The sequence below is a fragment of the Dysosmobacter sp. Phy genome, from assembly GCF_054476235.1.
The window spans coordinates 1,956,209-1,978,907 of record NZ_CM136997.1 but is presented as its reverse complement, the minus strand read 5'-3'; the positions used below and the strand labels follow the sequence as shown (position 1 = coordinate 1,978,907).

General features: G+C 64.2%; 27 protein-coding genes. 9 read left to right on the top strand and 18 right to left on the bottom strand.

Translation table 11 applies throughout. The annotated features are described in order from the left end of the window. Nucleotides 1–16 precede the first annotated feature (16 nt). Together ACVDHE_RS09640 and ACVDHE_RS09635 are read right to left on the bottom strand one after the other, a co-directional pair. Nucleotides 17–526 carry a UvrB/UvrC motif-containing protein gene (locus tag ACVDHE_RS09640; protein WP_213037874.1) on the bottom strand — a complete coding sequence of 170 codons (510 nt, stop codon included), beginning with the start codon at nt 524–526 and terminating at the stop codon, nt 17–19. Between the two features lie 65 nt (nt 527–591). Further along, a complete protein-coding gene (locus ACVDHE_RS09635) occupies nt 592–1,050 on the bottom strand; it encodes a CtsR family transcriptional regulator (RefSeq protein WP_325224213.1) in 459 nt (152 codons plus the stop codon). Nucleotides 1,051–1,336: 286 nt separating this feature from the next. Between ACVDHE_RS09635 and ACVDHE_RS09630 the strand changes: the two genes are divergently transcribed. The 3 genes from ACVDHE_RS09630 to rsmI all read left to right on the top strand — a co-directional run bounded on the left by ACVDHE_RS09630 (nt 1,337) and on the right by rsmI (nt 3,219). Further along, a complete protein-coding gene (locus ACVDHE_RS09630; protein ID WP_213037872.1) occupies nt 1,337–1,510 on the top strand; it encodes a DUF362 domain-containing protein in 174 nt (57 codons plus the stop codon). Nucleotides 1,511–1,657: 147 nt separating this feature from the next. After that, complete coding sequence (locus ACVDHE_RS09625) at nt 1,658–2,392, top strand: tRNA1(Val) (adenine(37)-N6)-methyltransferase (protein ID WP_458884432.1); 735 nt, start codon at nt 1,658–1,660, stop codon at nt 2,390–2,392. Then, nucleotides 2,389–3,219: a 16S rRNA (cytidine(1402)-2'-O)-methyltransferase gene (gene rsmI / locus ACVDHE_RS09620; RefSeq protein ID WP_458884431.1), complete on the top strand. Its 831-nt coding sequence runs from the start codon at nt 2,389–2,391 to the stop codon at nt 3,217–3,219. The genes ACVDHE_RS09625 and rsmI overlap by 4 nt, the downstream gene beginning before the upstream one ends. Nucleotides 3,220–3,292: 73 nt before the next feature. Here rsmI and ACVDHE_RS09615 read toward each other — a convergent pair whose 3' ends face one another. Continuing rightward, complete coding sequence (locus tag ACVDHE_RS09615) at nt 3,293–3,535, bottom strand: AbrB/MazE/SpoVT family DNA-binding domain-containing protein (RefSeq protein WP_213037869.1); 243 nt, start codon at nt 3,533–3,535, stop codon at nt 3,293–3,295. A gap of 220 nt (nt 3,536–3,755) precedes the next feature. Between ACVDHE_RS09615 and ACVDHE_RS09610 the strand changes: the two genes are divergently transcribed. Together ACVDHE_RS09610 and ACVDHE_RS09605 are read left to right on the top strand one after the other, a co-directional pair. Beyond that, nucleotides 3,756–4,340: a spore maturation protein A gene (locus ACVDHE_RS09610; protein WP_213037868.1), complete on the top strand. Its 585-nt coding sequence runs from the start codon at nt 3,756–3,758 to the stop codon at nt 4,338–4,340. Next, the gene (locus tag ACVDHE_RS09605) at nt 4,337–4,858 is read left to right on the top strand and encodes a spore maturation protein (protein WP_213037867.1); all 522 of its coding nucleotides are present in this window, start codon (nt 4,337–4,339) and stop codon (nt 4,856–4,858) included. The genes ACVDHE_RS09610 and ACVDHE_RS09605 overlap by 4 nt, the downstream gene beginning before the upstream one ends. Before the next feature lie 47 nt (nt 4,859–4,905). Here the strand turns inward: ACVDHE_RS09605 and ACVDHE_RS09600 are convergent, their stop codons facing one another. The 4 genes from ACVDHE_RS09600 to ACVDHE_RS09585 form a co-directional block, all read right to left on the bottom strand. Then, nucleotides 4,906–5,799 carry a GerMN domain-containing protein gene (locus tag ACVDHE_RS09600; protein WP_213037866.1) on the bottom strand — a complete coding sequence of 298 codons (894 nt, stop codon included), beginning with the start codon at nt 5,797–5,799 and terminating at the stop codon, nt 4,906–4,908. Further along, the gene (locus ACVDHE_RS09595; RefSeq protein WP_418724801.1) at nt 5,796–7,145 is read right to left on the bottom strand and encodes a sensor histidine kinase; all 1,350 of its coding nucleotides are present in this window, start codon (nt 7,143–7,145) and stop codon (nt 5,796–5,798) included. Before ACVDHE_RS09595 ends, ACVDHE_RS09600 begins: the two co-directional genes overlap by 4 nt. A 64-nt stretch (nt 7,146–7,209) precedes the next feature. Then, on the bottom strand, nt 7,210–7,887 hold the full coding sequence (locus tag ACVDHE_RS09590) for a response regulator transcription factor (RefSeq protein WP_325224202.1): 678 nt from the start codon (nt 7,885–7,887) through the stop codon (nt 7,210–7,212). A 3-nt stretch (nt 7,888–7,890) separates the two neighbouring features. Further along, nucleotides 7,891–8,298, bottom strand: a complete 408-nt coding sequence (locus ACVDHE_RS09585) for a ComEA family DNA-binding protein (RefSeq protein ID WP_458884430.1) — start codon at nt 8,296–8,298, stop codon at nt 7,891–7,893. 118 nt (nt 8,299–8,416) lie between these two features. Here ACVDHE_RS09585 and ACVDHE_RS09580 point away from each other — a divergent pair, with 118 nt between their 5' ends. Further along, complete coding sequence (locus ACVDHE_RS09580) at nt 8,417–9,796, top strand: D-alanyl-D-alanine carboxypeptidase family protein (protein WP_418724803.1); 1,380 nt, start codon at nt 8,417–8,419, stop codon at nt 9,794–9,796. A 56-nt stretch (nt 9,797–9,852) separates the two neighbouring features. Here ACVDHE_RS09580 and ACVDHE_RS09575 read toward each other — a convergent pair whose 3' ends face one another. The 5 genes from ACVDHE_RS09575 to ACVDHE_RS09555 all read right to left on the bottom strand — a co-directional run bounded on the left by ACVDHE_RS09575 (nt 9,853) and on the right by ACVDHE_RS09555 (nt 13,091). Further along, entirely contained in the window at nt 9,853–10,368 is a 516-nt protein-coding gene (locus ACVDHE_RS09575) for a nitroreductase family protein (RefSeq protein WP_213037862.1), read from the bottom strand. Between the two features lie 70 nt (nt 10,369–10,438). Further along, entirely contained in the window at nt 10,439–10,972 is a 534-nt protein-coding gene (locus tag ACVDHE_RS09570) for a hypothetical protein (protein ID WP_325224194.1), read from the bottom strand. 11 nt (nt 10,973–10,983) lie between these two features. Further along, a complete protein-coding gene (locus ACVDHE_RS09565; protein ID WP_325224191.1) occupies nt 10,984–11,424 on the bottom strand; it encodes a cell wall hydrolase in 441 nt (146 codons plus the stop codon). Between the two features lie 100 nt (nt 11,425–11,524). Further along, entirely contained in the window at nt 11,525–12,658 is a 1,134-nt protein-coding gene (locus tag ACVDHE_RS09560; RefSeq protein WP_458884428.1) for a glycosyltransferase, read from the bottom strand. 175 nt (nt 12,659–12,833) lie between these two features. Continuing rightward, the gene (locus ACVDHE_RS09555; RefSeq protein ID WP_213037858.1) at nt 12,834–13,091 is read right to left on the bottom strand and encodes a TIGR03905 family TSCPD domain-containing protein; all 258 of its coding nucleotides are present in this window, start codon (nt 13,089–13,091) and stop codon (nt 12,834–12,836) included. A 156-nt stretch (nt 13,092–13,247) separates the two neighbouring features. Here ACVDHE_RS09555 and ACVDHE_RS09550 point away from each other — a divergent pair, with 156 nt between their 5' ends. Together ACVDHE_RS09550 and ACVDHE_RS09545 are read left to right on the top strand one after the other, a co-directional pair. After that, the gene (locus ACVDHE_RS09550; protein WP_325224184.1) at nt 13,248–13,571 is read left to right on the top strand and encodes a PadR family transcriptional regulator; all 324 of its coding nucleotides are present in this window, start codon (nt 13,248–13,250) and stop codon (nt 13,569–13,571) included. Then, complete coding sequence (locus ACVDHE_RS09545; RefSeq protein WP_418724805.1) at nt 13,568–14,947, top strand: DUF2812 domain-containing protein; 1,380 nt, start codon at nt 13,568–13,570, stop codon at nt 14,945–14,947. Before ACVDHE_RS09550 ends, ACVDHE_RS09545 begins: the two co-directional genes overlap by 4 nt. Nucleotides 14,948–15,084: 137 nt before the next feature. Here the strand turns inward: ACVDHE_RS09545 and spo0A are convergent, their stop codons facing one another. After that, the gene (spo0A, locus tag ACVDHE_RS09540) at nt 15,085–15,849 is read right to left on the bottom strand and encodes a sporulation transcription factor Spo0A (protein WP_458884427.1); all 765 of its coding nucleotides are present in this window, start codon (nt 15,847–15,849) and stop codon (nt 15,085–15,087) included. A 290-nt stretch (nt 15,850–16,139) separates the two neighbouring features. On the opposite strand from spo0A, the gene ACVDHE_RS09535 reads away from it, so the two are divergent. Next, nucleotides 16,140–16,700: an NUDIX hydrolase gene (locus ACVDHE_RS09535; RefSeq protein ID WP_458884426.1), complete on the top strand. Its 561-nt coding sequence runs from the start codon at nt 16,140–16,142 to the stop codon at nt 16,698–16,700. A gap of 113 nt (nt 16,701–16,813) precedes the next feature. Here ACVDHE_RS09535 and spoIVB read toward each other — a convergent pair whose 3' ends face one another. The 5 genes from spoIVB to murG all read right to left on the bottom strand — a co-directional run bounded on the left by spoIVB (nt 16,814) and on the right by murG (nt 22,599). Continuing rightward, nucleotides 16,814–17,860, bottom strand: a complete 1,047-nt coding sequence (gene spoIVB, locus ACVDHE_RS09530) for a SpoIVB peptidase (RefSeq protein ID WP_458884424.1) — start codon at nt 17,858–17,860, stop codon at nt 16,814–16,816. A 192-nt stretch (nt 17,861–18,052) separates the two neighbouring features. Continuing rightward, a complete protein-coding gene (ftsZ, locus tag ACVDHE_RS09525) occupies nt 18,053–19,165 on the bottom strand; it encodes a cell division protein FtsZ (protein ID WP_458884423.1) in 1,113 nt (370 codons plus the stop codon). Nucleotides 19,166–19,354: 189 nt separating this feature from the next. After that, nucleotides 19,355–20,122, bottom strand: coding sequence for a cell division protein FtsQ/DivIB (locus ACVDHE_RS09520; protein WP_458884421.1), 768 nt, complete (start codon nt 20,120–20,122; stop codon nt 19,355–19,357). Nucleotides 20,123–20,132: 10 nt separating this feature from the next. Then, nucleotides 20,133–21,398 carry a UDP-N-acetylglucosamine 1-carboxyvinyltransferase gene (gene murA / locus ACVDHE_RS09515; protein ID WP_458884420.1) on the bottom strand — a complete coding sequence of 422 codons (1,266 nt, stop codon included), beginning with the start codon at nt 21,396–21,398 and terminating at the stop codon, nt 20,133–20,135. Nucleotides 21,399–21,462: 64 nt separating this feature from the next. Beyond that, nucleotides 21,463–22,599 carry an undecaprenyldiphospho-muramoylpentapeptide beta-N-acetylglucosaminyltransferase gene (gene murG / locus ACVDHE_RS09510; RefSeq protein WP_458884419.1) on the bottom strand — a complete coding sequence of 379 codons (1,137 nt, stop codon included), beginning with the start codon at nt 22,597–22,599 and terminating at the stop codon, nt 21,463–21,465. Nucleotides 22,600–22,699 lie beyond the last annotated feature (100 nt).

Below are 22,699 nucleotides of genomic sequence, written 5' to 3'. Positions count from 1 at the left end.
TTCCTTGGGAAAGTCCTTATTCCTTGTTCTCCTTGGACTCCTTGCGCTCCGCCTCCAGGGCCTTGATCTGGTCCCGGATCTCGGCGGCCCGCTCGAAGTTCTCCTGATGGACGGCCTTCTTCATCTCCATCCGCAGCGCATTCATCTGGCGCATCCGGGAGAAGCGGCTCTGCTCCTCCTTCTCCACCAGATCCTCCTTCTTCTCCTCCTGCTGACTGCTCTGCCGGGCGGGGGCGCCCAGGGCGGGCATGTCGCTGAAGAAGTCGTCGAAGGGATCGTCCAGCAGGTGGTTCATCCGGCTCATCAGGCTGGGCATGGGGGCGAAGAAATCGTCCAGCAGCCCGCCGCCGAAGAAGCCGTTGCCGAAGAAGTTCTGCATCATCCGCTGGTTGTGGGCGGTGATCCGCTGGGTGTAGCCCAGCTTCTCCGCGCAGTCGCTGCAAAGGTGCTTCTCCTCCACCTGGCCGTTGATGTTGCTCCGGTATACAAAGGTAACTTCATTCTTACCGCAATGTTCGCATTTCATAATCGATTCCTCCTATATTCACGGTTGATAGTTTATACAGTTTGATGATGTGCGATCCCTCCGGTCTACACCTGGAGGATCAGGACGTTGCGCAGGATGTCCGCCCGGACGGTGTCCCGGTTCTCCCGGGGCACTGCCGCCAGGGCCTTGTCGCCCACGGCGGCCAGGATGGATCGTCCCACGCTCTCCTCCAGCGCCCCGGCCTGGACCAGGTTGCTGAGGATGGCTCTGGCGGAGGGCAGGTCCATCTGCTCTCCCAGGGAGTTGATGACGTGCATCAGAAGCGTCTGCCGGTCCACCCGGACCCGGGTGATGCGGATATATCCGTTGCCGCCCCGGCGGCTCTCCACAATGTAGCCCCGCTCCGGGGAAAAGCGGGTGGACATGACGTAGTTGATCTGGCTGGGCACGCAGTTGAAGCGCTGGGCCAGGTCATTGCGCTGGACCTCCACCACGCCGTTCTCCGCCTCGTCCAGGCTCTCCTGCAGGAAGCTGGCGATCAGATCTGAAATACCCACCTGCATCACTCCTTTCTGAAAAAGCCTCTGTCTTTTTTGACTTTGACTTTCTTTAACCTTTCGTTCTGCACACAGTATACCACGGTGCCGTGAAATGTCAAGAGTTTATTTTTGACTTTCTTTGACCAATTTGAAAACAATTTGTGAACAGAGTTAGCTTTGACAAACCACAGTTTTTTGTCAATTTCCCAATTTTTTAACAGAAATATTTTGTGACGTTTTTCACAGCCCCCTTGCATTTTTTGATTTGTGTGGTAGAATGGCAATACAAATTCTTATGGAGGTGCTTCCCATGGCTTACAAGATTACTTCTGCCTGCGTGAGCTGCGGTGCCTGCGCGGATGCCTGCCCCGCCGGTGCCATCAGCCAGGGCGATGACCAGTACGTCATCGATGCTGCCGCCTGCCTGGACTGCGGTTCTTGCAGCGACACCTGCCCCAACGGCGCCATCGTCCCCGAGGAATAATCAAAGGGATACATAAACGCACCGCAAGCGCTGCTTGCGGTGCGTTTTGTTTTCCCCGGCCGGAAACGGCGCGTTTCGCCGCTTGTGCCGGGGGAGATTTTTCGGTATAATGGGGAAAATCAGTTCCGGCGGAGGGAGGCGAGGACCATGGAGCGCTGGGACCGGCTGCGGACCGGCGGATACCGCTTCGTCTACGACGACGCCCTGTTCCCGCCGGGGACGGACAGCTTTCTCCTCTCCGCTTTTCCAAATCTGCGGCCAGGGCTGCGGATCTGCGACCTGGGCTGCGGTACGGGCCTGCTGGGCCTGCTGCTGCTCCAGCGCCAGCCGGCAATGACGGCGACCGGGGTGGAGCTGCTGCCCCAGGCCGCGGCCCTGGCGGAGCGGACGGCCGCCGCCAACGGCCTGGAGGACCGCCTCACGGTCCGGACCGGCGACCTGCGGCAGATCCGCCAGCTGCTGCCCCCTGCCGCCTTTGACCTGGTGGTGTGCAATCCCCCCTACTACCCCGCCGGCTCCGGGCTTCTGCCGGAGTCCCGCGTCCTGCAAACCGCCCGGACGGAGCTGGGCTGCACCCTGGAGGAGATCTGCGCCGCGGCGGCGTACCTGCTGCCCTGGGGCGGGCGATTCTGCCTGGTCCACAAGCCGGAGCGGCTGGCGGATCTGTGCTGCGCCCTGCGGGGGGCGGGACTGGAGCTCAAGCGCCTGCGGGCCGTGTGCCCCAGGGCTGGGGATGCCCCTTCCCTGCTGCTGGCGGAGGGCCGCCGGGGCGGGCGGCCCGGCGTGGAGATCCTGCCGCCCCTGATACTCCGGGGGCCGGACGGGGCTCCCACGGCGGAGCTGAATACCATCTATTTTCGCACACAGGAGGAAACGCCATGAGCGGTACCTTATATCTGGTGGCCACCCCCATCGGCAATCTGGGGGACTTCTCCCCCCGGGCGGTGGAGACACTGGAGGCGGTGGACTTCATCGCCGCCGAGGACACCCGGGTGTCCGTGAAGCTGCTGAACCACTTCGAGATCAAAAAGCCCCTGGTCAGCTATCACCAGCACAACCATGTCACCGCCGGGCAGGCGATCCTCAGCCGGCTGCTGGGGGGCGAATCCTGCGCCCTGGTCACCGACGCCGGCACCCCTGCCATCTCCGACCCCGGAGAGGAGCTGGTGCGGCTGTGCGCGGACAACGGCGTGGAGGTACTGTCCATCCCCGGCTGCTGTGCGGCGGTGAACGCCCTGGCGGTCAGCGGCCTGCCCACGGGCCGCTTCACCTTCGAGGGCTTCCTCTCTGTCAACAAGAAGACCCGGCGGGAGCACCTGGCCGCGCTGGAAAACGAGGAGCGCACCATGATCTTTCACGAGGCGCCCCACAAGCTGCTCTCCACCCTGGAAGACCTCTCCGCCGCCTTCGGACCGGAGAGGCCGGTGGCATTGTGCCGGGAGCTGACCAAGCTCCACGAGGAGACCATCCGCACCACCCTGGGCCAGGCGGCAGACCATTGGCGGGACACCGCCCCCAAGGGGGAGTTCGTGCTGGTGGTGGCGGGCCGCCCGCCCCGGCAGGAGGCCGCCATGACGGTGGAGGAGGCCGTGGATCGGGTGCTGGTTCTCCGGGACGGCGGGATGCGTCTGAAGGACGCCGCCCGGGAGGTGGCCGACGCCACGGGCCTCTCCAAAAATGAGCTGTACGCCGCCGCTCTGGGGCGGTAAAGGCAAAATCGAAGCGCTTCCGCGGCTTTGCCGCGGAAGCGCTTTCATTCTATCTCCATGGATGAGCGGACTCTTACAGGCTCTTCAGCTCTTTCAGGCACTTGGGACAGACGTTCTTTCCCTTAAATACGGTGATATCCTTGGTCCCATCGCAGAAGATGCAGCTGGGCTTGTACTTTTTCAGAATGACGGACGAGCCCTCCACATAGATTTCCAATGCATCCTTTTCAGCGATGTCCAGGGTACGGCGCATCTCAATGGGGAGCACGATCCGACCCAGCTCATCCACTTTTCTCACGATACCAGTTGATTTCACAGCAGCACTCCTTCTCCGACCGTCCGAATCAGTTATTCGGACCGGATTCCAATATTTGATGTCCGATACACATGCACTGACCTTATCATAAATTCTTGCTGTGTGTCAATGACAGATCTGTCATATTCTGTAACATTTCGCCGCAATTCACAATAATTTTACAACTCTCCGCCGCAGGCTTCAGACGGCCGCCGGCGGGCACCTTTCAGGAGGGATCTGCATGGCAATGACTTGGGTCTGGGCCGGGATGGTCATTCTCTCCCTGGCCTTCGGCCTGGCCACCGGGAGTCTGGACGCCGTGGCCGCGGCGGCCATGGACGGCGCAGCCTCAGCGGTGGAGCTGAGTCTGTCTATGGCGGGGGTACTGTGCCTATGGAGCGGCGTCATGGAGGTCATGAAGGTCTGCGGCCTCTCCGACGCCCTGGCCCGGGCCTTTCGTCCGGTGCTGCGGCGGCTGCTGCCCCAGGCCAGCCGGGACAGTGAAACCCTGGCGGCGGTGTCGGCCAATGTCTCGGCCAATCTGCTGGGCCTGGGCAACGCCGCCACGCCCCTGGGCATCCGGGCGGCCCGGCGCATGGCCCGGGGCTGCGGCGGCATAGCCAGCGATGAGCTGTGCCTGCTGGTGGTGCTGAATACCGCCTCCATCCAGCTGCTGCCCGCCACGATTGCCTCCGTCCGCTCCGCCGCCGGGGCGGCGGCCCCCTTCGATATTCTGCCGTCGGTGTGGCTGTCCTCTGCATTGTCGGTGGCGGCGGGCCTCACTGCGGCAAAGCTGCTGGCGCACTGGGGGAGGTGGCGGCGGTGAACCTCAGCTCGCTGGTGATCCCGGTGCTGCTGGCCGGGGTGGCAGCCTGGGGCCTTGGGCGGCGGGTGGATGTCTATGCCGCCCTGACCCACGGGGCTGAGGAGGGCCTGGGGATGCTGCTGCGGATCGTGCCGGCCCTGGTGGGGCTGCTGACGGCGGTGGCCATGTTCCGGGCCAGCGGCGCCATGGACTGCCTCTCCGGTCTGCTGTCCCCGGCGCTGGAGGCCCTGGGCATCCCGGCCGAGACCGCGCCGCTGCTGCTGGTGCGGCCGGTGTCCGGCAGCGGCGCCCTGGCCGTGGGCACGGAGCTGATGACCACCTACGGTCCCGACAGCTACATCGGCCGGGTGGCGGCGGTGATGCTGGGCAGCACGGAGACCACTTTCTACACCGTCGCCGTGTACTTCGGCTCCGCCGGCATCCACCGCACCCGCCACGCGGTTCCGGCGGCGCTGATCGCGGACCTGACGGGTTTTGCTGCCTCCGCCCTGGCGGTACGGCTGTTTTTTGGAGCATAAAGCCGCGCGGACCCGATGGAACCGGGCCCGCGCTGCTTTTGCCTTTCTCAGACGATATAGGGATCCGCGATGGATGCGCCGCCGTACTCCGCGGCAAAGTCGCCATCCACCAGAAAGCGCACCTCCGACACCGTGTCCAAAGAGCACAGCGACAGAGCCAATGCCTGCAGGATCATCGGCATATCCGTCTCTTCCGGCAGAGTTTCCAGCTGGCTGGAGGACAGGTTCACATAGCACACATCCTCTTCCAGCCACACCGACTTCACCTGGAACTCCTCCGGCTGGACCAGGCGCAAAGACCGGTTCTCCGGTCCGAGTTCCAGAGCCCGCGCCACGGCGCTGACCTGGGTGTCACCCTCGTACAGGTCCAGCGTCCGCTCCTCCGGCGTCAGGCGGCCCTCCTCGTCCAGGAAGTACAGCGTCGCCGGCACCGTGCCGATCACATCCTCGTTGCTGCTGAGCAGTACGTCCCGGGCCGTAAAGGTCTGCGTATCCCGGTAGGCCAGATCCTGACCGCGGACCGTGATGCTCACAATGGCGATCTGGGGCAGCTGGGTCAGCGTCAGAGTGATGGCATAGTCCGCCAGGGTCAATGCCACGCCGGAGAGGGAGCGGTAATTGGAGGACAGGTCCACCTTGGCGTAGGCGCCGTTGAGTTCCAGAGACAGCAGGCTGGTCCCGGCGGGAATGGGGTTTTCCAGCGTAGCGTCGGAAGGCCCCTCCAGCAGCCGCTCCACCAGGGCCTCCGCCAAAGCCGTGGTCCCCAGGTCCTCCTCCAGATACACGGTCTCTGCCCGCAGGGCATCGCCGCCGGGGACGGACTCCAGGTCCGCCTCCAGGAAGTACAGGCTGTACGCCGTTCCCTGCTGGCTCTCTCCGCCGCGGGCGCAGCCGCTGAGCAGAGCCGCGGCGCACAGGAGCAGGGACACCAGCTTTCTCACAGGCTCTCCCCCTCCTTTCTCCAGGGCCAGCGAACGGTGAACACCGCGCCGCCGCCGGGCCGGTTGGCAGCCTCCACCGTGCCGCCCCGGCGCCTGACCGTGTCGCTGACGATGGACAGTCCCAGTCCGGTGCCGCCGGCGGCCCGGGACCGGGCCTTGTCCACCCGGTAGAACCGTTCGAAGATCCGAGGCAGGTCCTCCTCCGGAATACCGGCGCCGTTGTCCTCCACCATCAGCTTCACATTCTCCCCCTCCCGGGCCAGCGTCACCAGCACGGCGCTGTGGGGCGGGCTGTATTTGACGGCGTTGTCGGTGAGATTATAGATGATCTGGTGGATCTCGTCCTTGGTAGCCAGCACCGTGCAGCCCTCCGCCGCCCGGTAGGTCAGGTCGATCTCCTTTTCCTGGGCCACCAGGCTCATCATCCGCATGACCTGCTCCAGCACCGGCAGCACATCCACCACCGTTGGCGGCTCCAGGACTCCGCTGTCCAGCCGCGTCAGCCGCAGCAGGTCCTCGGTGATGCGGCTGAGCCGCTCCGCCTCGGCGCCGATATCCGCCACAAATTCCCGGGCAGTGGCCCGGTCGATGTTGTCCGTCTGCAAAATAGAGTCCGTCAGCAGCCGGATGGCCGCCAGAGGCGTTTTCAGCTCGTGGGAGGCGTCCGACACGAAGCGGCGCCGGGCGTTCTCCGTGGTCTGGAGCCGGTCCGTGAGGCTGTTGAACTCCTGGCCGATCTGGGCGATCTCGTCGTGGCCCCGGATCTGGGCCCGGTGGCTGTACGCGCCCTCCCGCACCTGTCGGATGGCGGTGAGCAGCAGGGCGATCTTCCGGGTCAGCGCCCGGGACAGCAGGCCGCTCAGGCACAGCACCGCCGCGCCGATCATGGCCGACAGCCGCAGCAGGTTGGACTGGAGCCCCTCCAGCAGCGCGCCCTGGGAGGGGTCGTACTCATAGGCGTACACCGCGCCGATGATCTGGTTCTGATACAGCACCGGCGAGGAGGCCCGGCTGCGGAACGCGCCGTCGTGGTAGCTGCATGTAAAGGCGTCATTTCCCCGCAGGGCCTGGACGACCTCTGTGTAAAAGCTGTACTCCCCCACGGCGCTGCCGGTCTCCCGGGTGTCGTAGAGGACCCGGCCGGCGTCGTCGGTGACCAGGATGCGGCTCAGCCCCGTCTCCTCCACCACCGCCATGGCCGCGGTCACGTTCTCCTCGTTGAGCTGGTCCAGGCCGGAGAGGGAGTACACCATCACGGACACGCTGCTCTGGAGGGAGGTCTCCTTGGAGTAGAACACCAGGTCCTCCGACACCAGCAGCGGGTAGCTGTTGAGCAGCAGCAGCACCGCAGCGATGATGAGGATGTAGCTGAGGACAAACTTGAACTGCAGGCTTCCGATGATCCCGCGTCTATCCCTTGAAATAGTACCCCACTCCCCACTTGGTCATGATATGGTCCGGCTCTGCCGGGTTCTCCTCCAGCTTCTCCCGCAGGCGCCGGATATGGACGTCCACGGTCCGGTAGTCTCCGGCGTAGGTATAGCCCCACACCACGTTCATCAGGTTCTCCCGGCTGTACACCCGCCGGGGATTGCGCATCAGCAGCTCGATCAGGTCGTACTCCTTGGCGGTGAGATCCACAGTCTCCCCGTTCCGAACGGCCACCCGCTCCTGTGTGTTCAGGGTGATGTTCCCCACCGTCAGCACCGCCCCCTTGTCCTGACGCAGGCCGGCCCGGCGCAGCAGGGCCCGGACCCGGGCCTTGAGCTCCAGGATATTGAAGGGCTTGGTCAGGTAGTCGTCGGCGCCGGACTCAAAGCCCATCAGCTTGTCCGCGTCCTCGCTTTTTGCGGTCAGCATGATGATGGGCACGTTGGAAAACTCCCGGATGCGCATGCAGGCCTCCAGCCCATCTACCTCCGGCATCATCACATCCAGCACGATCAGATCGAACCGGCCGTCCCGGGCCAATTCCACAGCGGCGGCGCCGTCGTAGGCGCACTCCACCTGATAGCCCTCGTTCTCCAGATTGAATTTCATGCCCTTGACCAAGAGCTTCTCATCGTCCACCACTAAGATCTTCGCCATGTGTTACTCCTTCGCTGTCGTTGTTTCTCCGCCATTCTCCGGCGGCTGTCCCACGGTGACCCAGCCCTCCAGCTCCGCCAGCTTGGCCTCGCCGATGCCGCTGACCTCCAGCAGCTCCTCCACGGCCGTGAAGGGGCCGTTTTCCTCCCGATAGGCCACGATCCGCCCCGCCAGCACCTCTCCGATGCCCGGCAGCTGGTCCAGCTCCTCCACGCCGGCGGTGTTGAGGTCGATGGGGCTCAGGTCCGGCGTCAGGGCCTCCTGGGGCACCTGCGTCTGCGCCTGCACCGTCATGCCCGGTCCCGCAGCGGCGCGGTCCTGCCAGAACAGGGCCAGCACCAGGCACAAAAAGACCCCCGTGATCCCCAAGAGGACCCATTCACTTTTGGATGGTTTTCCTGGTCTTGTCACTGTTGAACTCCCGCATTTTTTTTGGTATACTAAACAGTAGGATGTCGAATCCCGGCGAATGGCGTTCCCGTCGTGCGCCGATACAGAAAGATTATATCACAGATCACAGGAGTTGGACATGAAAACGAACCGCTTTTTTTCTGTTTTTTTGCTGATGGTCCTGCTGACCTCTTTGTTGATCACCCCACCGGCCCTGGCAGAGGAAACCGCATCCCAGGCGGCGCCGCAGCTGCACTCCAAGGCTGCGCTGCTGGTGGACGCCAACACCGGCGCCGTGGTATATGCGCTCAATGAGCATCAGGAGCTCTATCCCGCCAGCACCACCAAGATCATGACCGCCCTGCTGGTACTGGAGGCGGTGGACGAGGGGAAGCTGTCCATGGGCGATGAGCTGACCGCCTCCCGGGCCGCCATGACCACGGGCCTGTCCGAGGACGGCAGCACCGCCAACATCAAAGAGGGCGAGATCATGACGGTGGAGGAATACCTCACCTGCATGCTGGTGGTCTCCGCCAACGAGGCGTGCAACGTGCTGGCGGAGGCGGTCTCCGGTTCTGTGGAGGCCTTTGTGGACGCCATGAACGCCAAGGCGGAGGAGCTGGGCTGTGAGAACACCCACTTCGTCAATACCTCCGGCCTCCATGACAGCCAGCACTACACCTCCGCCTGGGACCTGTATCTCATCACCGCCGAGGCCATGAAGTATGACGCCTTCATGCGCATCTGCGACACGGCCACAGCCACCATCCCCGCCACCAACCTCTCCGAAGCCCGGACCCTCCACACCTCCAACTACCTCATCGGCGCCTGGTGGTCCCGGGGGTATCTCTATGACGACGCCCACGGCATCAAGACCGGCTCCACCTCCCAGGCGGGCCACTGTCTGGTCTCCTCCGCCACCCGGGGCAGTCTCAGCTTCATCAGCGTGGTGCTGGGCGCCGACCGGGTGACCCTGGACGACGGCGAGATCCGCACGTACAGCTTCTACGACACCCGGCTCCTGTTCGACTGGGCCTTCGACAACTTCTCCTACCAGACCGTACTGACCTCCGACGAGCTGATCCGTGACGTGGGCGTGGCCCTGTCCAAGACGGACCGGGTCAGCGTCCATCCGGCGGAGGATGTGGAGCTGCTGCTGCCCAACGGCACCGACCCGGCCGATCTGGAGCGGGCACTGGATCTCCAGGACCCGGTAGACGCTCCCATCTCCCAGGGGCAGAGCCTGGGGACCATGACCCTCTCTCTGGACGGCCGGGAGCTGGCCACCGTGGAGCTGCTGGCTATGGCGGATGTGGAGGCGGATGGTCTGCTGGTGTTCTGGCGGAATGTGAAGGATTTTTTCAGCAAGACTGCCGTGCGGGTGGTCCTCATCGTACTGGGCGTGCTGATCCTGGCGCTGGTGCTCTGGAAGCTGACTTTGGGCCGGCGCCGTTACCGGTACGGCCGCAGCGTTGGCCGACGGAGCCGGGGCGGCGGATACCGGGGCCGCCGCAGATAATCTGCAAAGCTGGAAAAAGCAGCGGGAACAAATGTGTTCCCGCTGCTTTTTTGCGCTTACAGATAAGTGACCAGCTCCTCCAGCGGCTTGCGGCTGGCGTGGAGCCGGGAGGGATGGGCTCCCTCCGCCGGATAGCCCAGGGGCAGCAGGGCGATGGGCACCAGACCCTTGAGCTGCTCCGGGAAGGCGGCGCAGAGCTTCTCCGGGTCGAACATGCCCACATAGGTGGTGCCCAGGCCCAGGTCCGCGGCCTCCAGCATCATCTGGGTGGCGGCAATGGCGGCGTCGATCTCGCCGTGGTTCTTGCCGTCCTCCTCCCGCTTCCAGGCCTCCTCCGGGTCGTAGGACACCACCAGCATCACCGGGGCGTGGAGGTGGCAGCTGGCGCAGCGGTCCGCCTTCTCCTGGGCCTCGGGGCTACGCAGCACCAGGATCCGCTGGGGCTGAAGGTTGTGGGCGGTGGGGGCGCTGCGGCCGCTCTCCAGAACGGCCTGGAGCTTCTCCTCCTCCACCGGGCGATCACTGAATTTCCGCAGAGAGTAGCGCTCCGCGGCCAAGGTTGCAAAATCCATGGGACTCTCCCTTTCTTTTGTGTAGATACCCGGATTTTACCACATTGCCCCGCAGCGCGCAACGGTTTTCTCAGGTCATGGGCTCCTGCCAGTTGCTCTGCATAATCCGGTCGCACATCTCTCTGCGCCGCGTGTCATAAAATTCAATGAATTTCAGGGAATAAATGTCCGAGACGATGTAGCGGTCCCGGCCCGCCTGGTAGATGGTCACATAGTCGTTCCCCACGTCGTACAAGATTCCTTCCCAGGAGACCGTGTTCTGGGTCCCCACCAGGAAGGACGCCACCACATAGGTGCCGATGTATTTTGCCAGCATGGCCTTTAAAGAACCCCGGTAGGCCTCTTCCACACTGATGGGCGAATTGATGACCTCGCTGGGCAAATGGTTGCGAAAGTCCGTGCGGGTCCCGTCCTCAGGGACGGAACTGCCGGCCGTCGACAATCCGGTCATGGGACGGCCGGTGCCCATCATCGCCTGGCGGTTGGGCGCGATCTCCGTGGAGACGGCCGGTCCCTGGGGAGAAGTCCTGCTGATCTCGCCGGACCAGTCTCCGCTCTGTGCGGCGGGTGTGGCCGCAGGTGCGTGATTTGGATAATACTGCATAGTGACACCTCTCAAGTCTTGTAATATGCATCGGTGGGATTGTAAAAGCAGTGGTCGCCGATCCGGGTCTGCCAGTAGCCCACCTCCGAGGGAAAAAAGGGCCGGCAGTTGGGGCCAAAGGGATTGTAGAACCAGAGAGATTCCGCCACATCCGGCAGACGGTTCCCGGCGATGGCCCAGTCGGCGATATCGTAGTGGATCTGCTCCGGGTGCATGTTGTAGATGTTCTGGGGGTTGTAGGCGCCATTTTCTGTCTCGCTGGCGCAGACGAACTGATAGGGCTGGAAAATGATGTTGCGGATACTGCCCTGGCCCACCCGGGCATACTCGCCGCCGGTGGCATTGACCCGGTTCATCACCACGCCCGCCACGGCCTTCATGCCGTTTTCTCCCTCTCCGCCCGCCTCGCACTGGATCAGACGCGCCAGCAGCTCCCGGTCGGAATATGCCATGTGTCATCCCCTCACTTTGGTTGCTGTTCCATGGTATGCAGCGGCGCCCTTGCCGGTGAACGGCATAAAAAAGCCCCCGGCTTCTGCCGGGGGCTTTTGGTCACGCTCTTTTTTGTTCCTCGATGGCCTGACGGAACATCTCCTCCGTCTGGAAGATGGAATTGCGCAGGCTGTACTGCCCGGCATGGACGGCGTAGCGCCGCTCCATCCCCGCCCGCTCCTGCGGGTGGTCGATCCAGTAGTCGATCCGCTCCGCCAGGGCATCCACGTCCCCGGCGGGAAACAGGCTCCGTTCATCCAATGCGAACTGGGGCGTGGCAGACCGGGGAGAGTCGGCAATCACCGGCACCAGGCCGCAGGCAAAGGCCTCCATACAGCTCATGGCCTCGATCTCCGCGTCGGAGGTGTGTACGTACAGGTCCGCCATGTGGAGGATCTCCAGCAGGCGGGCAGGCTCATAAAAGCCCATGACGACGGGGTTGGGCAGCTTTTCCGCCAGGCGGCGGTACTTCTTCTCCAGAGGCCCCTTTCCCGCCAGAATCACCTGGATCTGCTGCGCGTGGCGGCACCGGGCCGCCGCCTCGATCAACTCGTCCTGGCGCTTCTCTCCGGCGTACCGACCCACCATCAGCACGTTGAAAAAGCCCTCCATCCACGGCTCCTTTGGCCGCTTGCCGTAGGTGTACTCCGGGCTGATGCCGTTGGAGATCACATGGAGCTGGGCGGTGTAGCCGTGGCTGCGCAGCTGGTCCGCGATCATATTGCTGGGGCAGTGGATGTGGGTGAAGCGGTTGAAAAAGGTGTCCCGGAAGCGGTTATAGACAAAGTCGTTGGCTCGCTTGCTGTTGCCCATGTGGAGCGTGAAGGTGATGTTCTCCGGCTGGCAGTGGAAGGCCGCCGTGTGGGGGATGCCCAGTTTTTCCACATGCCGCAGGCCCATGATCCCCAGGGGGGAGGGCATCATAAAGTGCACCACGTCCGCCCAGGCCGCCGCCTTCTCGAACACGTGGCGGTTGGGGATGGCCAGACGCATCCCCTGGCTGGTGATCAGGTGCTCCACCACCGGAAAAAAGCGCATCTGCCGCACAGCATATTTATAATCCGCAGGCTTGCCGGTGGCAATGACCCGGACCTCGTTGCCGTGGTCCCGGAGGGCCTGGGCAAAGCGGCGGGCGCTGATGGTGGTTCCGTTATTGGCGTCGTCAAACTGGTCGATGACCAATACGATCTTCATACGATTCTACCGTCTTTCTTGTGGGTTTGGCCGGGAAGGCGGAGGACCCCGGCGGGTGCCCCATTGTACCACTTTTTTGTGCCGCTGTCCACTGCCGCAGCCGTGAAAAAGCGAAAAGTGCTTTCTTTCGGCAAAAAAAAGAGACCGCTTTTCAGCGGTCTCCCCGGCAGTTTTATCAGCCCTTGCGGCTCAGCGCCGCCTCAAGGCCCCGGGCGAACTGATCCGGACAGGAGGTGTCCTTGGGGCCGCAGTGGATCCCTTTCAGCCGGGCGATGGCCTCCTGGGCCGGCATCCCCTTCACCAGGGAGGAAATGCCCTGGAGGTTGCCGCTGCACCCGCCCAGGACCTCCAGCCGCTGGATGATGCCCTGGTCGTCCACCTCCACCCGCATCTCCTGGGAACAAACACCCCGGGGACGGAAGGAATAAGTCATGGTCGTCTCTCCTCTTTTTCTGGTCTCGCCGTTCAGAATAGCACACCGCGCGGCAAATAGCAAGGAAAACCGCGTCCGCACTTGACAATATCGATATTCGACTATATACTGAGGGCAAGGAGAAATAACGATATTCGATATAGCGGAGGTGAGATCGTGGCCAGGGAGAAATTCCAAACCCTGACGGAGCAGATGTTCTATATCCTGCTGTGTCTGCGGCGGGAGTGCTGCGGCGCCGACATCATGACCCAGGTCCAGCAGCGCACCGGAGGCCGGGTCAATGTGGGCCCTGGAACGCTGTACAACCTGCTGGAACAGTTCCTCTCCGCCGGCATGATCGCCGAGACCAAGGTGGAGGGCCGCAAGCGCAGCTATCTCATCACTGAAGCGGGTAAAACCGCCCTGGCGGAGGAATACCGCCGGCTACAGCTGCTGGCCGCGGACTATGAGGCCTGCATGAGAGAGGAGGACGCCACATGAAGGACACCAAGCGGGAACTGAACCTGTACCAGCTTTTTGACTACCAGGGCGTGGAACGCCATCTGGAGGCCATGGCTGCCAAGGGCTGGCGTCTGGAGCGCATCGGAAACGCCTTTTGGAGATACCGCCGGTCAGCGCCGGCACAGGTGTCCTACGCCGTCACCTACGTCTCCGACGGCTCCATGTTCAACCCACGGCCCACGGACAGCCAGAACCGTCTGGATGAGCTGTGCGCCGCCGCCGGATGGGAGAAGGTCGGCGACTGGGCCCAAATGCAGATCTTCGTCTCAGAGCAGCCGGACCCGGTGCCGCTGGAGACGGAGGACGCCGTCCGCATCGAGGCCATCCACCGCTCCATGAAGAAAAACTTCCTGCCCAGCAATTATGCTCTGCTGGCGATGCCGCTGCTGTGGCTGTTCATCGCCTTCAGCAATTTCCGGCGGGATCCGCTGGACTTCTTCTCCAGCTCCAACGACTTTTTCCTGATCCTGCTGAGCACCCTGCTGCTGGTTCTCCAGGGGGTGAATCTGTCCGCCTACTACCGCTGGCGGAGGCGGTCGCTGACATCAGTGGCCCACGGGGGAGGCTGCGCCGCCACCGGCGGCTACCGCCGGTTCAATCTGGCGGCTCTGGGAGCGCTGGCAGCCATTACAGCGGCCTATCTGTTGTCCCTGATGCGGTGGCAGCGGTCCTCTATTGCCGCCTTTCTGCTGATTCTGCTGGCCTATGGCGGGATCCTCTTTCTGGTGCTCCGCACCCGGGATGGTCTGAAACGGGCTGGGGCCTCCAGGCGTCTCAACATCGCTCTGACGCTGCTGATGGATGTGGTGCTGGCAGTGGGGCTGGTGAGTCTGCTGACCTTCGGCATACTGCGGCTGGGCTGGTTCACCGGGGAGGGAGACACCTACCTCTATCAGGGACAGGAATGGCAGACGGACCCGCCGGCCATCCCCCTGACGGCGGAGGAGCTGACCGGCATCTCCTATGCGCACATCCGCCGGTGGGATTTGGGGGACGGCTCCTTTCTCATGAGCCGGCACACGTACTCGGAGACCGCCCGGCAGGACGCCGCATCCGGAGACACCCGTTACCACCTCAGCTACACCATCACCCGCACCGGCATCGCCCGGCTCTATGACCTGGTCCTGGAGGATACCATGGCCAACGACGACCCGGAGTTCTGGGAGATCACCTGGCAGAAAACCGATCCGATGCCCTGGGGCGCGGAGGCTGTCTGGCGGCGGTATCTGGACGGTGCGCCCACGGACACGTGGCTGCTGTGCTGGCCGGGGCAGATCGCGGAGCTGGAGCTGGACGGAGAGCCGGACGAGGCCCAGATGGCCGTCGCCGGAGCGGCCCTGGCGCCGGAGCGCTGACGGCCTGCAACGTCCATTTGCTCCCAAAAGAGGACCGGCGGGAATACAGATCGTTATTTATCTTGCATTTTATACCAAAAGGCCGCCCGACCGGGCGGCCTTTTGGCTGGGAGGGGGAAACAGAAAGGGCTATGTCCTCAAGCCTGCTGGGCGCGCTTCTGGGTCTTTTGCTCCAGCACCAGCCGGTCGGCGATCATAGCGATGAATTCACTGTTGGTAGGCTTGCCCTTGGCATTGGAGACCGTGTAGCCGAAGTACTTTTGCAGCGTCTCCAGATCGCCCCGGTCCCAGGCTACCTCGATGGCATGGCGGATGGCCCGCTCCACCCGGGAGGCGGTGGTACCGAACCGCTTGGCCACCTCGGGGTACAGGACCTTGGTGACGGCGTTGATCACATCCATGTCGTCCACGGCGATCATGATGGCCTCCCGCAGGTACTGGTAGCCCTTGATGTGGGCGGGAACGCCGATCTCGTGGATCACGGCGGTCACCAGGTTCTTCAGCTCCGCCGGGTGCTCCACCGCCGCCGGGGCCGGGCCGAAGGCCGCCCGCATCCGGTCCATCAGGGCCTCCGGATCACAGGGCTTGGGCAGGAAGTAACAGGCACCCAGTTCCCGGGCCTCCGCCACCACCTGGTCGCTGCAAAAGGCGGACAGCAGCACCACCTTGGGGTTGCCCAGCTCCTTGAGTTGCTTCATGACGCTCAGTCCATCCACCACCGGCAGCACCACGTCCATCACCACCAGGTCCGGCCGGCACTGCTCCGCCAGCCGCAGGGCCTCCGCGCCGTCTCCGGCGGAGGCCGCGACGCTGAACTCCCCCGCTTGTTCCATAGCCTCCCGCAGCATGGCGCGGAATTCCTCATTGGCATCTGCCAGTAGTACGGTTCTTCTGATGTCCATGTTCTCCCAGTCCTTTTTTCAGAATTTTTCAGCAATCAAACCTGCTTTTCAGCGGGGCTCCGCGCCGTTTTTCCATCCACGGCGCCCCTCGCCCCCTTTGCGACGGATTCGCAGAGCTTGGAATCACGTTTTCTATAAATTACCATAAACTTACAGTCTTTGCAAGCGCGAACTGTAAATAAATCCCAAAAATCATTCGACGGTTTCTGCCACCTCCCGCGCGGCGCTCTTCCCTTTCCCGCCGCTTTGTGCTAAAATCGGGACATCTGAACGAAAAAGGCGGCGGTGAAATGGAGCTATTGGAGCAGATCAGGGCCTTTCAGCCCTGGAACCCCCAGGAGGAGCAGGACCGGGCGGAGCTGCTGCGGCGGCTGGGCAGCGGCGAGGCGCTGTATACCCGGGACAATGCCTCCGCTCACCTGACAGCCTCGGCCTGGGTGGTGAGTCCGGACCGGCGGCAGGTGCTGATGGCGTATCACAATCTGTACGGGTCCTGGGCCTGGCTGGGCGGCCACGCCGACGGGGAGCGGGACCTGCTGGCAGTGGCCCTGCGGGAGGTCCGGGAGGAGAGCGGCCTTGTGAACGTGCGGCCGGTGTCGCCGGAGATCTACTCCCTGGAGATCCTGACCGTGGACGGCCACGAGAAGCGGGGCGTGTACGTCTCCTCCCACCTGCACCTCAACGTCACCTATCTGCTGGAGGCAGACCCGGCGGACCCGGTGCGCCGCAAGCCCGATGAGAACAGCGCCGTGGGCTGGTTCGGCCTGGAGGAGGCGGCGGCCGCCTCCACAGAGCCCTGGTTCCGGGAGCGGATCTACAAAAAGCTCAACGCCAAGCTGGCCTTGGTATGAGCCGCGGCTCGTCCGTATCCTTCATCTCATGATATGGAAAATTGTTCTCCTCGTCAAGTACCCGTGACACAGGCCCGCCGGTGATCCGGCGGGCCTGCTGCGTGAGCGGCCGGTCAGGCGGCCTGCCCCGCTTTGAGCATAGTTTCCATCAAAATTCCATATCCTTTGGTTGGGTCATTCAGCAGCACATGGGTCACGGCGCCCACAAATTTTCCGTTCTGCAAAATGGGGCTGCCGCTCATGCCCTGGACGATGCCGCCGGTGGCGGCGATCAGTTCCGGGTCCGTCACGGAGATCACCAGGTCCCGCCCGTCTGCGGAACCCTCTACGATCTGTAAAATTTCCACATCATATTCCGCCACGTGATCGCCCTCCACGTTGGAGAGGATCACCGCCGGGCCGGTCTGGACCTCCGAGGCCGCCGCCACCGGCAGCGCACCGGTCAGGCTCTCGGTAAAATCGCTCTCTTCCACTGTGCCGAACACGCCGGAGGCGGTGTTGGCAGACAACGTACCCAGATCCCGGGTCAGGTCAAAATCTCCCCGCAGCTCCCCGGCCGCGCCGGAGGCGCCCTTTTTCACCGCCTTGACGGTGGAGGGCAGGATGGAGCCGGAGGAGAAGGGCATCAGCTGGGCCGTGTCCACGTCGGTGATGCCGTGGCCCAGAGCGCCGAACGCACCGGTAGCCGGGTCATAATAGGTCATGGTGCCGATGCCGGCCATGCTGTCCCGGATCCAGGCACCGATGGCATACTGGCCCTGGTCGTTGGGACGGGGCTCCACCTCCAATGTCATGCTCTCGCCGCCCCGGCGGATCTGGAGGTCCGTGGCGTCGCCGCCGTTCTCCTGGAGCAGGGTCTGGAACTGCTCCGTGGAGGTGACGGACACGCCGCCGCACTTGACGATGACGTCGCCGGTCTGGAGGCCGCAGTCCTTGGCGGGGGTCCCGCCGTCGGAGAGCTTCACCACCAGCACGCCTCTTGCGAACAGCTTGATGCCGATGGTGTGGCCCACGGGCACCAGCATCCGGGCGGAGGATTCACTGCCGGCGGCCGAGGCCGTCACACCGGCGCCGAAGGGCGCCGTGCACAGCAGCAATGCCAGAAGGAGTGCCGCGCCGCCCCGCAGCACACCGTTCGCTTTTTGAAATGGTCCATACAAATGAAATCACCCCTTTCTCAAACGCAGCCGGCAAACGTCGAAATTTGCCGGCACCGTTATCATCTGCCGCAGAGGTGAAATCAGCCCATGCAAAAACCGCCAGCGCCGCCATGGCAGCATTCGGAAACCGGGACGGCGCCAAGATATACAAAGGACCCGCAGGCAAACTCCTGCGGGTCCTTCCAAAAATATTCAATCCCGTTTGTTGAAAATTTTGAAAATATCGTCGAAGGGATCTTCCTCCGGCTCCTGGGGCTTGGGCACATCCTCCTCCTGAAGGGGCACCGGAGCCGGAGCGGCGTTGGAAGCGGGCTGCTGGGACGCGGCCATCTTGGGCAGGTCGCCCGGCGCCTTGTCGAAGCCGGTGGCGATAACGGTGACGCGGATCTCGTCGTCCAGCGTCTCATCGAAGGTGGCGCCGAAGATGGTGAGGGCGTCGGGATGGACGGCGGCCTGGACCAAGCTGGCGGCCTGCTCCACTTCCTCCAGTCCGATGTCCATGGAGCCGGTGACATTGATGAGGACGCCCTTGGCCCCCTCGATGGAGGTCTCCAGCAGGGGGCTGGAAATGGCCATCTTGGCGGCCTCCTCGGCCTTGCCCTTGCCGGCGGCCCGGCCCACGCCCATGTGGGCCATGCCGGCGTTTTTCATGATGGCGGTGACGTCCGCGAAGTCCAGGTTGATGAAGCCGGTGTCCCGAATCAGGTCGGAGATGGACTGCACTGCCTGGCGCAGCACATCGTCGGCGATTTCGAAGGCGTTGGCAAAGGTGATCTTCTGGTCCGTGGCGTGCTTGAGCCGCTCGTTGGGGATGATGACCAGGGAGTCCACCTTCCCCTCCAGCTCGGCGATGCCGGCCTCGGCCTGCTGCATCCGGCGGCGCCCCTCAAAGCCGAAGGGCTTGGTGACCACCGCCACGGTGAGGATATCCATTTCCTTGGCGATCTCCGCCACAATGGGCGCACCGCCGGTGCCGGTGCCGCCGCCCATGCCGGCGGTGATGAACACCATGTCGGTGTCCTCCAGCGCCTTGGCGATCTGGTTGCGGCTCTCCTCGGCGCTTTTGCGGCCCACCTCGGGATCGGAACCGGCGCCCTGGCCGTGGGTCAGCTTTTCGCCGATCTGAATTTTATAGTTGGCGCTGGAGACGTTCAGCGCCTGCTTGTCGGTGTTGACTGCCACGAAGTCCACGCCCTTGGTGCCGCTGCGGACCATGCGGTTGACCACATTGTTGCCGCCGCCGCCCACGCCGATGACCTTGATATTGACAACGGTATCGGGACCGGTCTCCAATCCAAATGCCATAGTGGTGCCTCCTACTATCATTTGTAGAAAAGGGGAAAAACTCCCTCTTGATCTCACAATATCCTGTGGTTTCGATATTTAGTTTATTGTATGACACTTTCCCCTTCCGGTCAAGTGCCTCTCTTCCTTTTCCCCAGGTTTTTTCCCGGCGGATCCGGGAATTTTCCGTCGGATCCCGGCGCCGCCCGCTCAGGAGGGGATGAAATTCACCTTGCCGTCGTCGCCGGTGAGCTGGATGGTGCCGCCCTGGTTGTTCTGAATGGAAGTCTCTTCCAGACTGACCGTCAAAAACCGCAGCTTGTAATCGTAGTCCGCCCCATAGGGCAGTTCCACCACGAAGCGGCCGGCGTAGTCCATCCGCAGCACCGCCAGGTCCTCCAGGTGGATGGCGTCCACCTGGTCCAGCAGGTCCGCCTCCTCCAGCGCCGAGAGCAGGTCCAGCAGGCTCTGCTGTTGGGAGGCGTACTCCGTGGCCAGAGCCAGCGGCGTGCCCACGGAGGGCGCCAGCAGCTCGCAGCCGTCGATGACGGCGTACTGCTCCGCGGCGGAGGGCTCTGCCTGCTCCACGATCTTTCCGGCAGGGCTCACCAGCCAGGCGCTGCCGTCCTGGACCACCGCCAGGGGCGTGCTGCACTCCGTCACCTGGATCACCAGGGTGTCCGGCAGGCTGCGGCTGATCCGCAGCTCCTGGACATAGGGCAGCGCCGCCTTGATGCTCTGGTCCACGCTGTATTTGTTCAGCAGAAAGAGGTTGTCGCCGGTGCTGACGCCGGAGGCGTCGATGATCTCCTGAGCGGAGTAGCGCACCGTGCCGCTGACCTCGATGGTGTCCACCCGGAAAAACAGCGTCAGAGCCGCCACCACCACGGCGCAGATGGCCAGCGTGGACAAGAGCTTATAGAGGAAGCCGAAGCTTCCCCTTCTCCGCCGGCGATTGGAATTCCTGCGTCTGGCCATAGTCCTGCTCCTAGCGTTCTTCTGTCTCCACGCGGACGATGTCCGCCCCCAGGGCCCGCAGGTCCCGGGCAATGTCCTCATAGCCCCGGTCGATGTGGCAGATCTCGGAGACCTGGGTCTCCCCCTCCGCCCCCAGGGCCGCTACGCACAGCGCCGCCCCGCCCCGCAGGTCCGTGCATCGGACCGGCGCGCCGTGGAGGGTCTCCACGCCGGTGACCACCGCCGTCCGGCCGGACACCCGGATCCGGGCGCCCATGCGGGTCAGCTCATCCACATGGCGGTAGCGGTTTTCAAAGATGTTCTCCTCAAACACCGTGGTCCCCCGGCTGCGCAGCAGCGCTGCCATCAGCACCGCCTGGGCGTCGGTGGGGAATCCCGGATAGGGCGCCGTCCGCACCGCCCGGACAGCCCGGAGCCGCTGGCGGCACACGGCGGTCAGCCCGCCCTCGTCGGAGGCGATGGCGCAGCCCGCCTCCCGCAGCGCAGCGGTGACGGTGGCCAGGTGCCGCTCCCGGGCGCCCAGCAGCCGCACGCTGCCTCCGGCGGAGGCCAGGGCACACAGGTAAGTAGACGCCACGATCCGGTCCGGCATACAGGCGTAGGTGCAGCCGTGGAAGGTCCGCCCGCCCTCCACCGTGACGGAGGAGGAGCCCGCGCCCTGAACCTTCGCGCCGCAGGCGTTGAGGAACATCTGCAAATCCACGATCTCCGGCTCCCGGGCGGCGTTGGAGATCACAGTGGTTCCCTCCGCCCCGCAGGCAGCCAGCATCAGATTCTCCGTGGCGCCCACGGAGGGCATGCTCAAAATCAGCTCCCGCCCCACCAGCCGGGGCGCCCGGCACCGAAGGACGCCGCCCTCCTCCCGGATCTCCGCCCCCAGGTCCCGCAGGCCGCTGAGGTGCAGGTCGATGGGCCGGGGGCCCAGCTCGCATCCGCCGGGGTAGCTCAGGTCCGCCTGGCCGCAGCGGGCCAGGATCGCCCCCAGAAAGATGGCGGAAGAGCGCATTTCCCGCATTAGTATATCAGAAATCTCGCACCGGTTCAACCCGGCGGTGTCCACCACCAGGCTGCTCCCCTCCCACCGGGCGTCGCAGCCCAGGTGCCGCAGGATGCGCACGGAGGCGTCCACGTCCCGCAGCCGGGGACAGCCCAGCAGCTCCACCGGCCCCTGGGCAAGCAGCGTGGCCGCCAGAATGGGCAGCACGCTGTTCTTGGCCCCCTGGACCGTCACCTCGCCCCGCAGAGCGCGGCCTCCTGTGATCGTCAGCTGACTCATACACGTTCCCCTCCGTATCCAGAATGGTTCAACAGTCCATCCTATGGAAGGCGGGGAAAAGAGGTTACTTGCAGATCTCCAGGACCGTCTGATAGATCCGCTCCGCGGCGTCCCGGATGCCAAGCGACGCCATGGCCGCCGCCATAGCGGTCCGGCGGGACTCGTCGTGGAGGATGCCGCAGGCGGCCTGGAACAGGGCCTGGCCGGAGCTGTCCTGCTCCAGCACCACGACCGCGGCGCCGGCGGCCTCCAGCACCCGGGCGTTCTTCTCCTGGTGGTTGTTGGTCACATAGGGGGAGGGCACGATCACCGCCGGGACCCCCAGGGCCGTCAGCTCGCTGATGGTGGAGGCGCCGGCCCGGCACAGCACCAGGTCCGCCGCCCGCAGCACCGGGGCCATATCGTAGATGTACTCCCGCACCTGGAGCGCCGGGTGGGCCTCCAGGTCCACGCCCTTCTCCCGCAGCTGCGCCAGGAGCACCGGATAGCCGGCCTTCCCGGCGCCGTGGATGTGGTGGAAGGGCTCCTTGGCCGCCTCAAGGGCCAGGAAATCCGCCATCTCGCGGTTCATGCCGGAGGCCCCCAGGGACCCCCAGAAGGACACGATCAGCGGCCGGCCGTCGTCCACGCCCAGCTGGCGCTTGGCCTCCTCCCTGGTGATGCGGAAAAAGTCCTCCCGCACCGGCGTGCCGGTGACCACCACCTTCTCCGGGCGGCGGTAGTGCTCCCGGCAGGCCTCAAAGCCCACCATGACCCGGTCGGCATAGTTCGCCAGCACCTCCGTGGTCAGGCCCGGCACCATGTTGGACTCGTGAATGGCCGTGGGGATGCCGGCCCTGGCCGCCGCCTGGACCATGGGGTAGCTGGCGTAGCCGCCGGTGCCGATCACCACGTCCGGCCGGAACTGGCGCAGGATGGCCCGGGCCTCCCGGGGCGAGCGCACCAGGTTCACGGCGGAGATGAGATTGTGACGCAGCTCGGCCGGCCGCAGGGAGCGGTGGAAGCTGGAGATGTGGACCGTCCGGAAGGGATAGCCCGCCTTGGGCACCAGGTCCTTCTCCAGTCCCCGGTCCGCTCCCACGAACAGCACCTCCCGCTCCCGGTCCCGCTCCTGCATCAGCTGAGCCAGGGCGATGGCCGGGTTCACGTGTCCCGCGGTGCCGCCGCAGGTGAATAGGATCCGTTTGAGCGTATGTTCCATGGTCCGTACCTCTGTTTCTGACGGAGATCGCGGCGCGCGGCGGGAAAACTTTTCCGGCGGCGGGCGCGTCTTTACAGTGTGGAAAAGCGGGGCCGGCAGC

Coding starts and splice junctions, on each gene's coding strand:
- ACVDHE_RS09575 (WP_213037862.1), bottom strand. CDS start 10,368: ATGGATTTTGCAACCTTGGCCGCGGAGCGCTACTCTCTGCGGAAATTC.
- ftsZ (WP_458884423.1), bottom strand. CDS start 19,165: ATGGCATTTGGATTGGAGACCGGTCCCGATACCGTTGTCAATATCAAG.
- ACVDHE_RS09590 (WP_325224202.1), bottom strand. CDS start 7,887: ATGGCGAAGATCTTAGTGGTGGACGATGAGAAGCTCTTGGTCAAGGGC.
- ACVDHE_RS09560 (WP_458884428.1), bottom strand. CDS start 12,658: ATGAAGATCGTATTGGTCATCGACCAGTTTGACGACGCCAATAACGGA.
- spo0A (WP_458884427.1), bottom strand. CDS start 15,849: ATGGACATCAGAAGAACCGTACTACTGGCAGATGCCAATGAGGAATTC.
- murA (WP_458884420.1), bottom strand. CDS start 21,398: ATGAGTCAGCTGACGATCACAGGAGGCCGCGCTCTGCGGGGCGAGGTG.
- ACVDHE_RS09555 (WP_213037858.1), bottom strand. CDS start 13,091: ATGACTTATTCCTTCCGTCCCCGGGGTGTTTGTTCCCAGGAGATGCGG.
- ACVDHE_RS09565 (WP_325224191.1), bottom strand. CDS start 11,424: ATGGCATATTCCGACCGGGAGCTGCTGGCGCGTCTGATCCAGTGCGAG.
- rsmI (WP_458884431.1), top strand. CDS start 2,389: ATGAGCGGTACCTTATATCTGGTGGCCACCCCCATCGGCAATCTGGGG.
- ACVDHE_RS09520 (WP_458884421.1), bottom strand. CDS start 20,122: ATGGCCAGACGCAGGAATTCCAATCGCCGGCGGAGAAGGGGAAGCTTC.
- ACVDHE_RS09580 (WP_418724803.1), top strand. CDS start 8,417: ATGAAAACGAACCGCTTTTTTTCTGTTTTTTTGCTGATGGTCCTGCTG.
- ACVDHE_RS09625 (WP_458884432.1), top strand. CDS start 1,658: ATGGAGCGCTGGGACCGGCTGCGGACCGGCGGATACCGCTTCGTCTAC.
- ACVDHE_RS09570 (WP_325224194.1), bottom strand. CDS start 10,972: ATGCAGTATTATCCAAATCACGCACCTGCGGCCACACCCGCCGCACAG.
- ACVDHE_RS09630 (WP_213037872.1), top strand. CDS start 1,337: ATGGCTTACAAGATTACTTCTGCCTGCGTGAGCTGCGGTGCCTGCGCG.
- ACVDHE_RS09535 (WP_458884426.1), top strand. CDS start 16,140: ATGGAGCTATTGGAGCAGATCAGGGCCTTTCAGCCCTGGAACCCCCAG.
- ACVDHE_RS09610 (WP_213037868.1), top strand. CDS start 3,756: ATGGCAATGACTTGGGTCTGGGCCGGGATGGTCATTCTCTCCCTGGCC.
- murG (WP_458884419.1), bottom strand. CDS start 22,599: ATGGAACATACGCTCAAACGGATCCTATTCACCTGCGGCGGCACCGCG.
- ACVDHE_RS09640 (WP_213037874.1), bottom strand. CDS start 526: ATGAAATGCGAACATTGCGGTAAGAATGAAGTTACCTTTGTATACCGG.
- ACVDHE_RS09545 (WP_418724805.1), top strand. CDS start 13,568: ATGAAGGACACCAAGCGGGAACTGAACCTGTACCAGCTTTTTGACTAC.
- ACVDHE_RS09635 (WP_325224213.1), bottom strand. CDS start 1,050: ATGCAGGTGGGTATTTCAGATCTGATCGCCAGCTTCCTGCAGGAGAGC.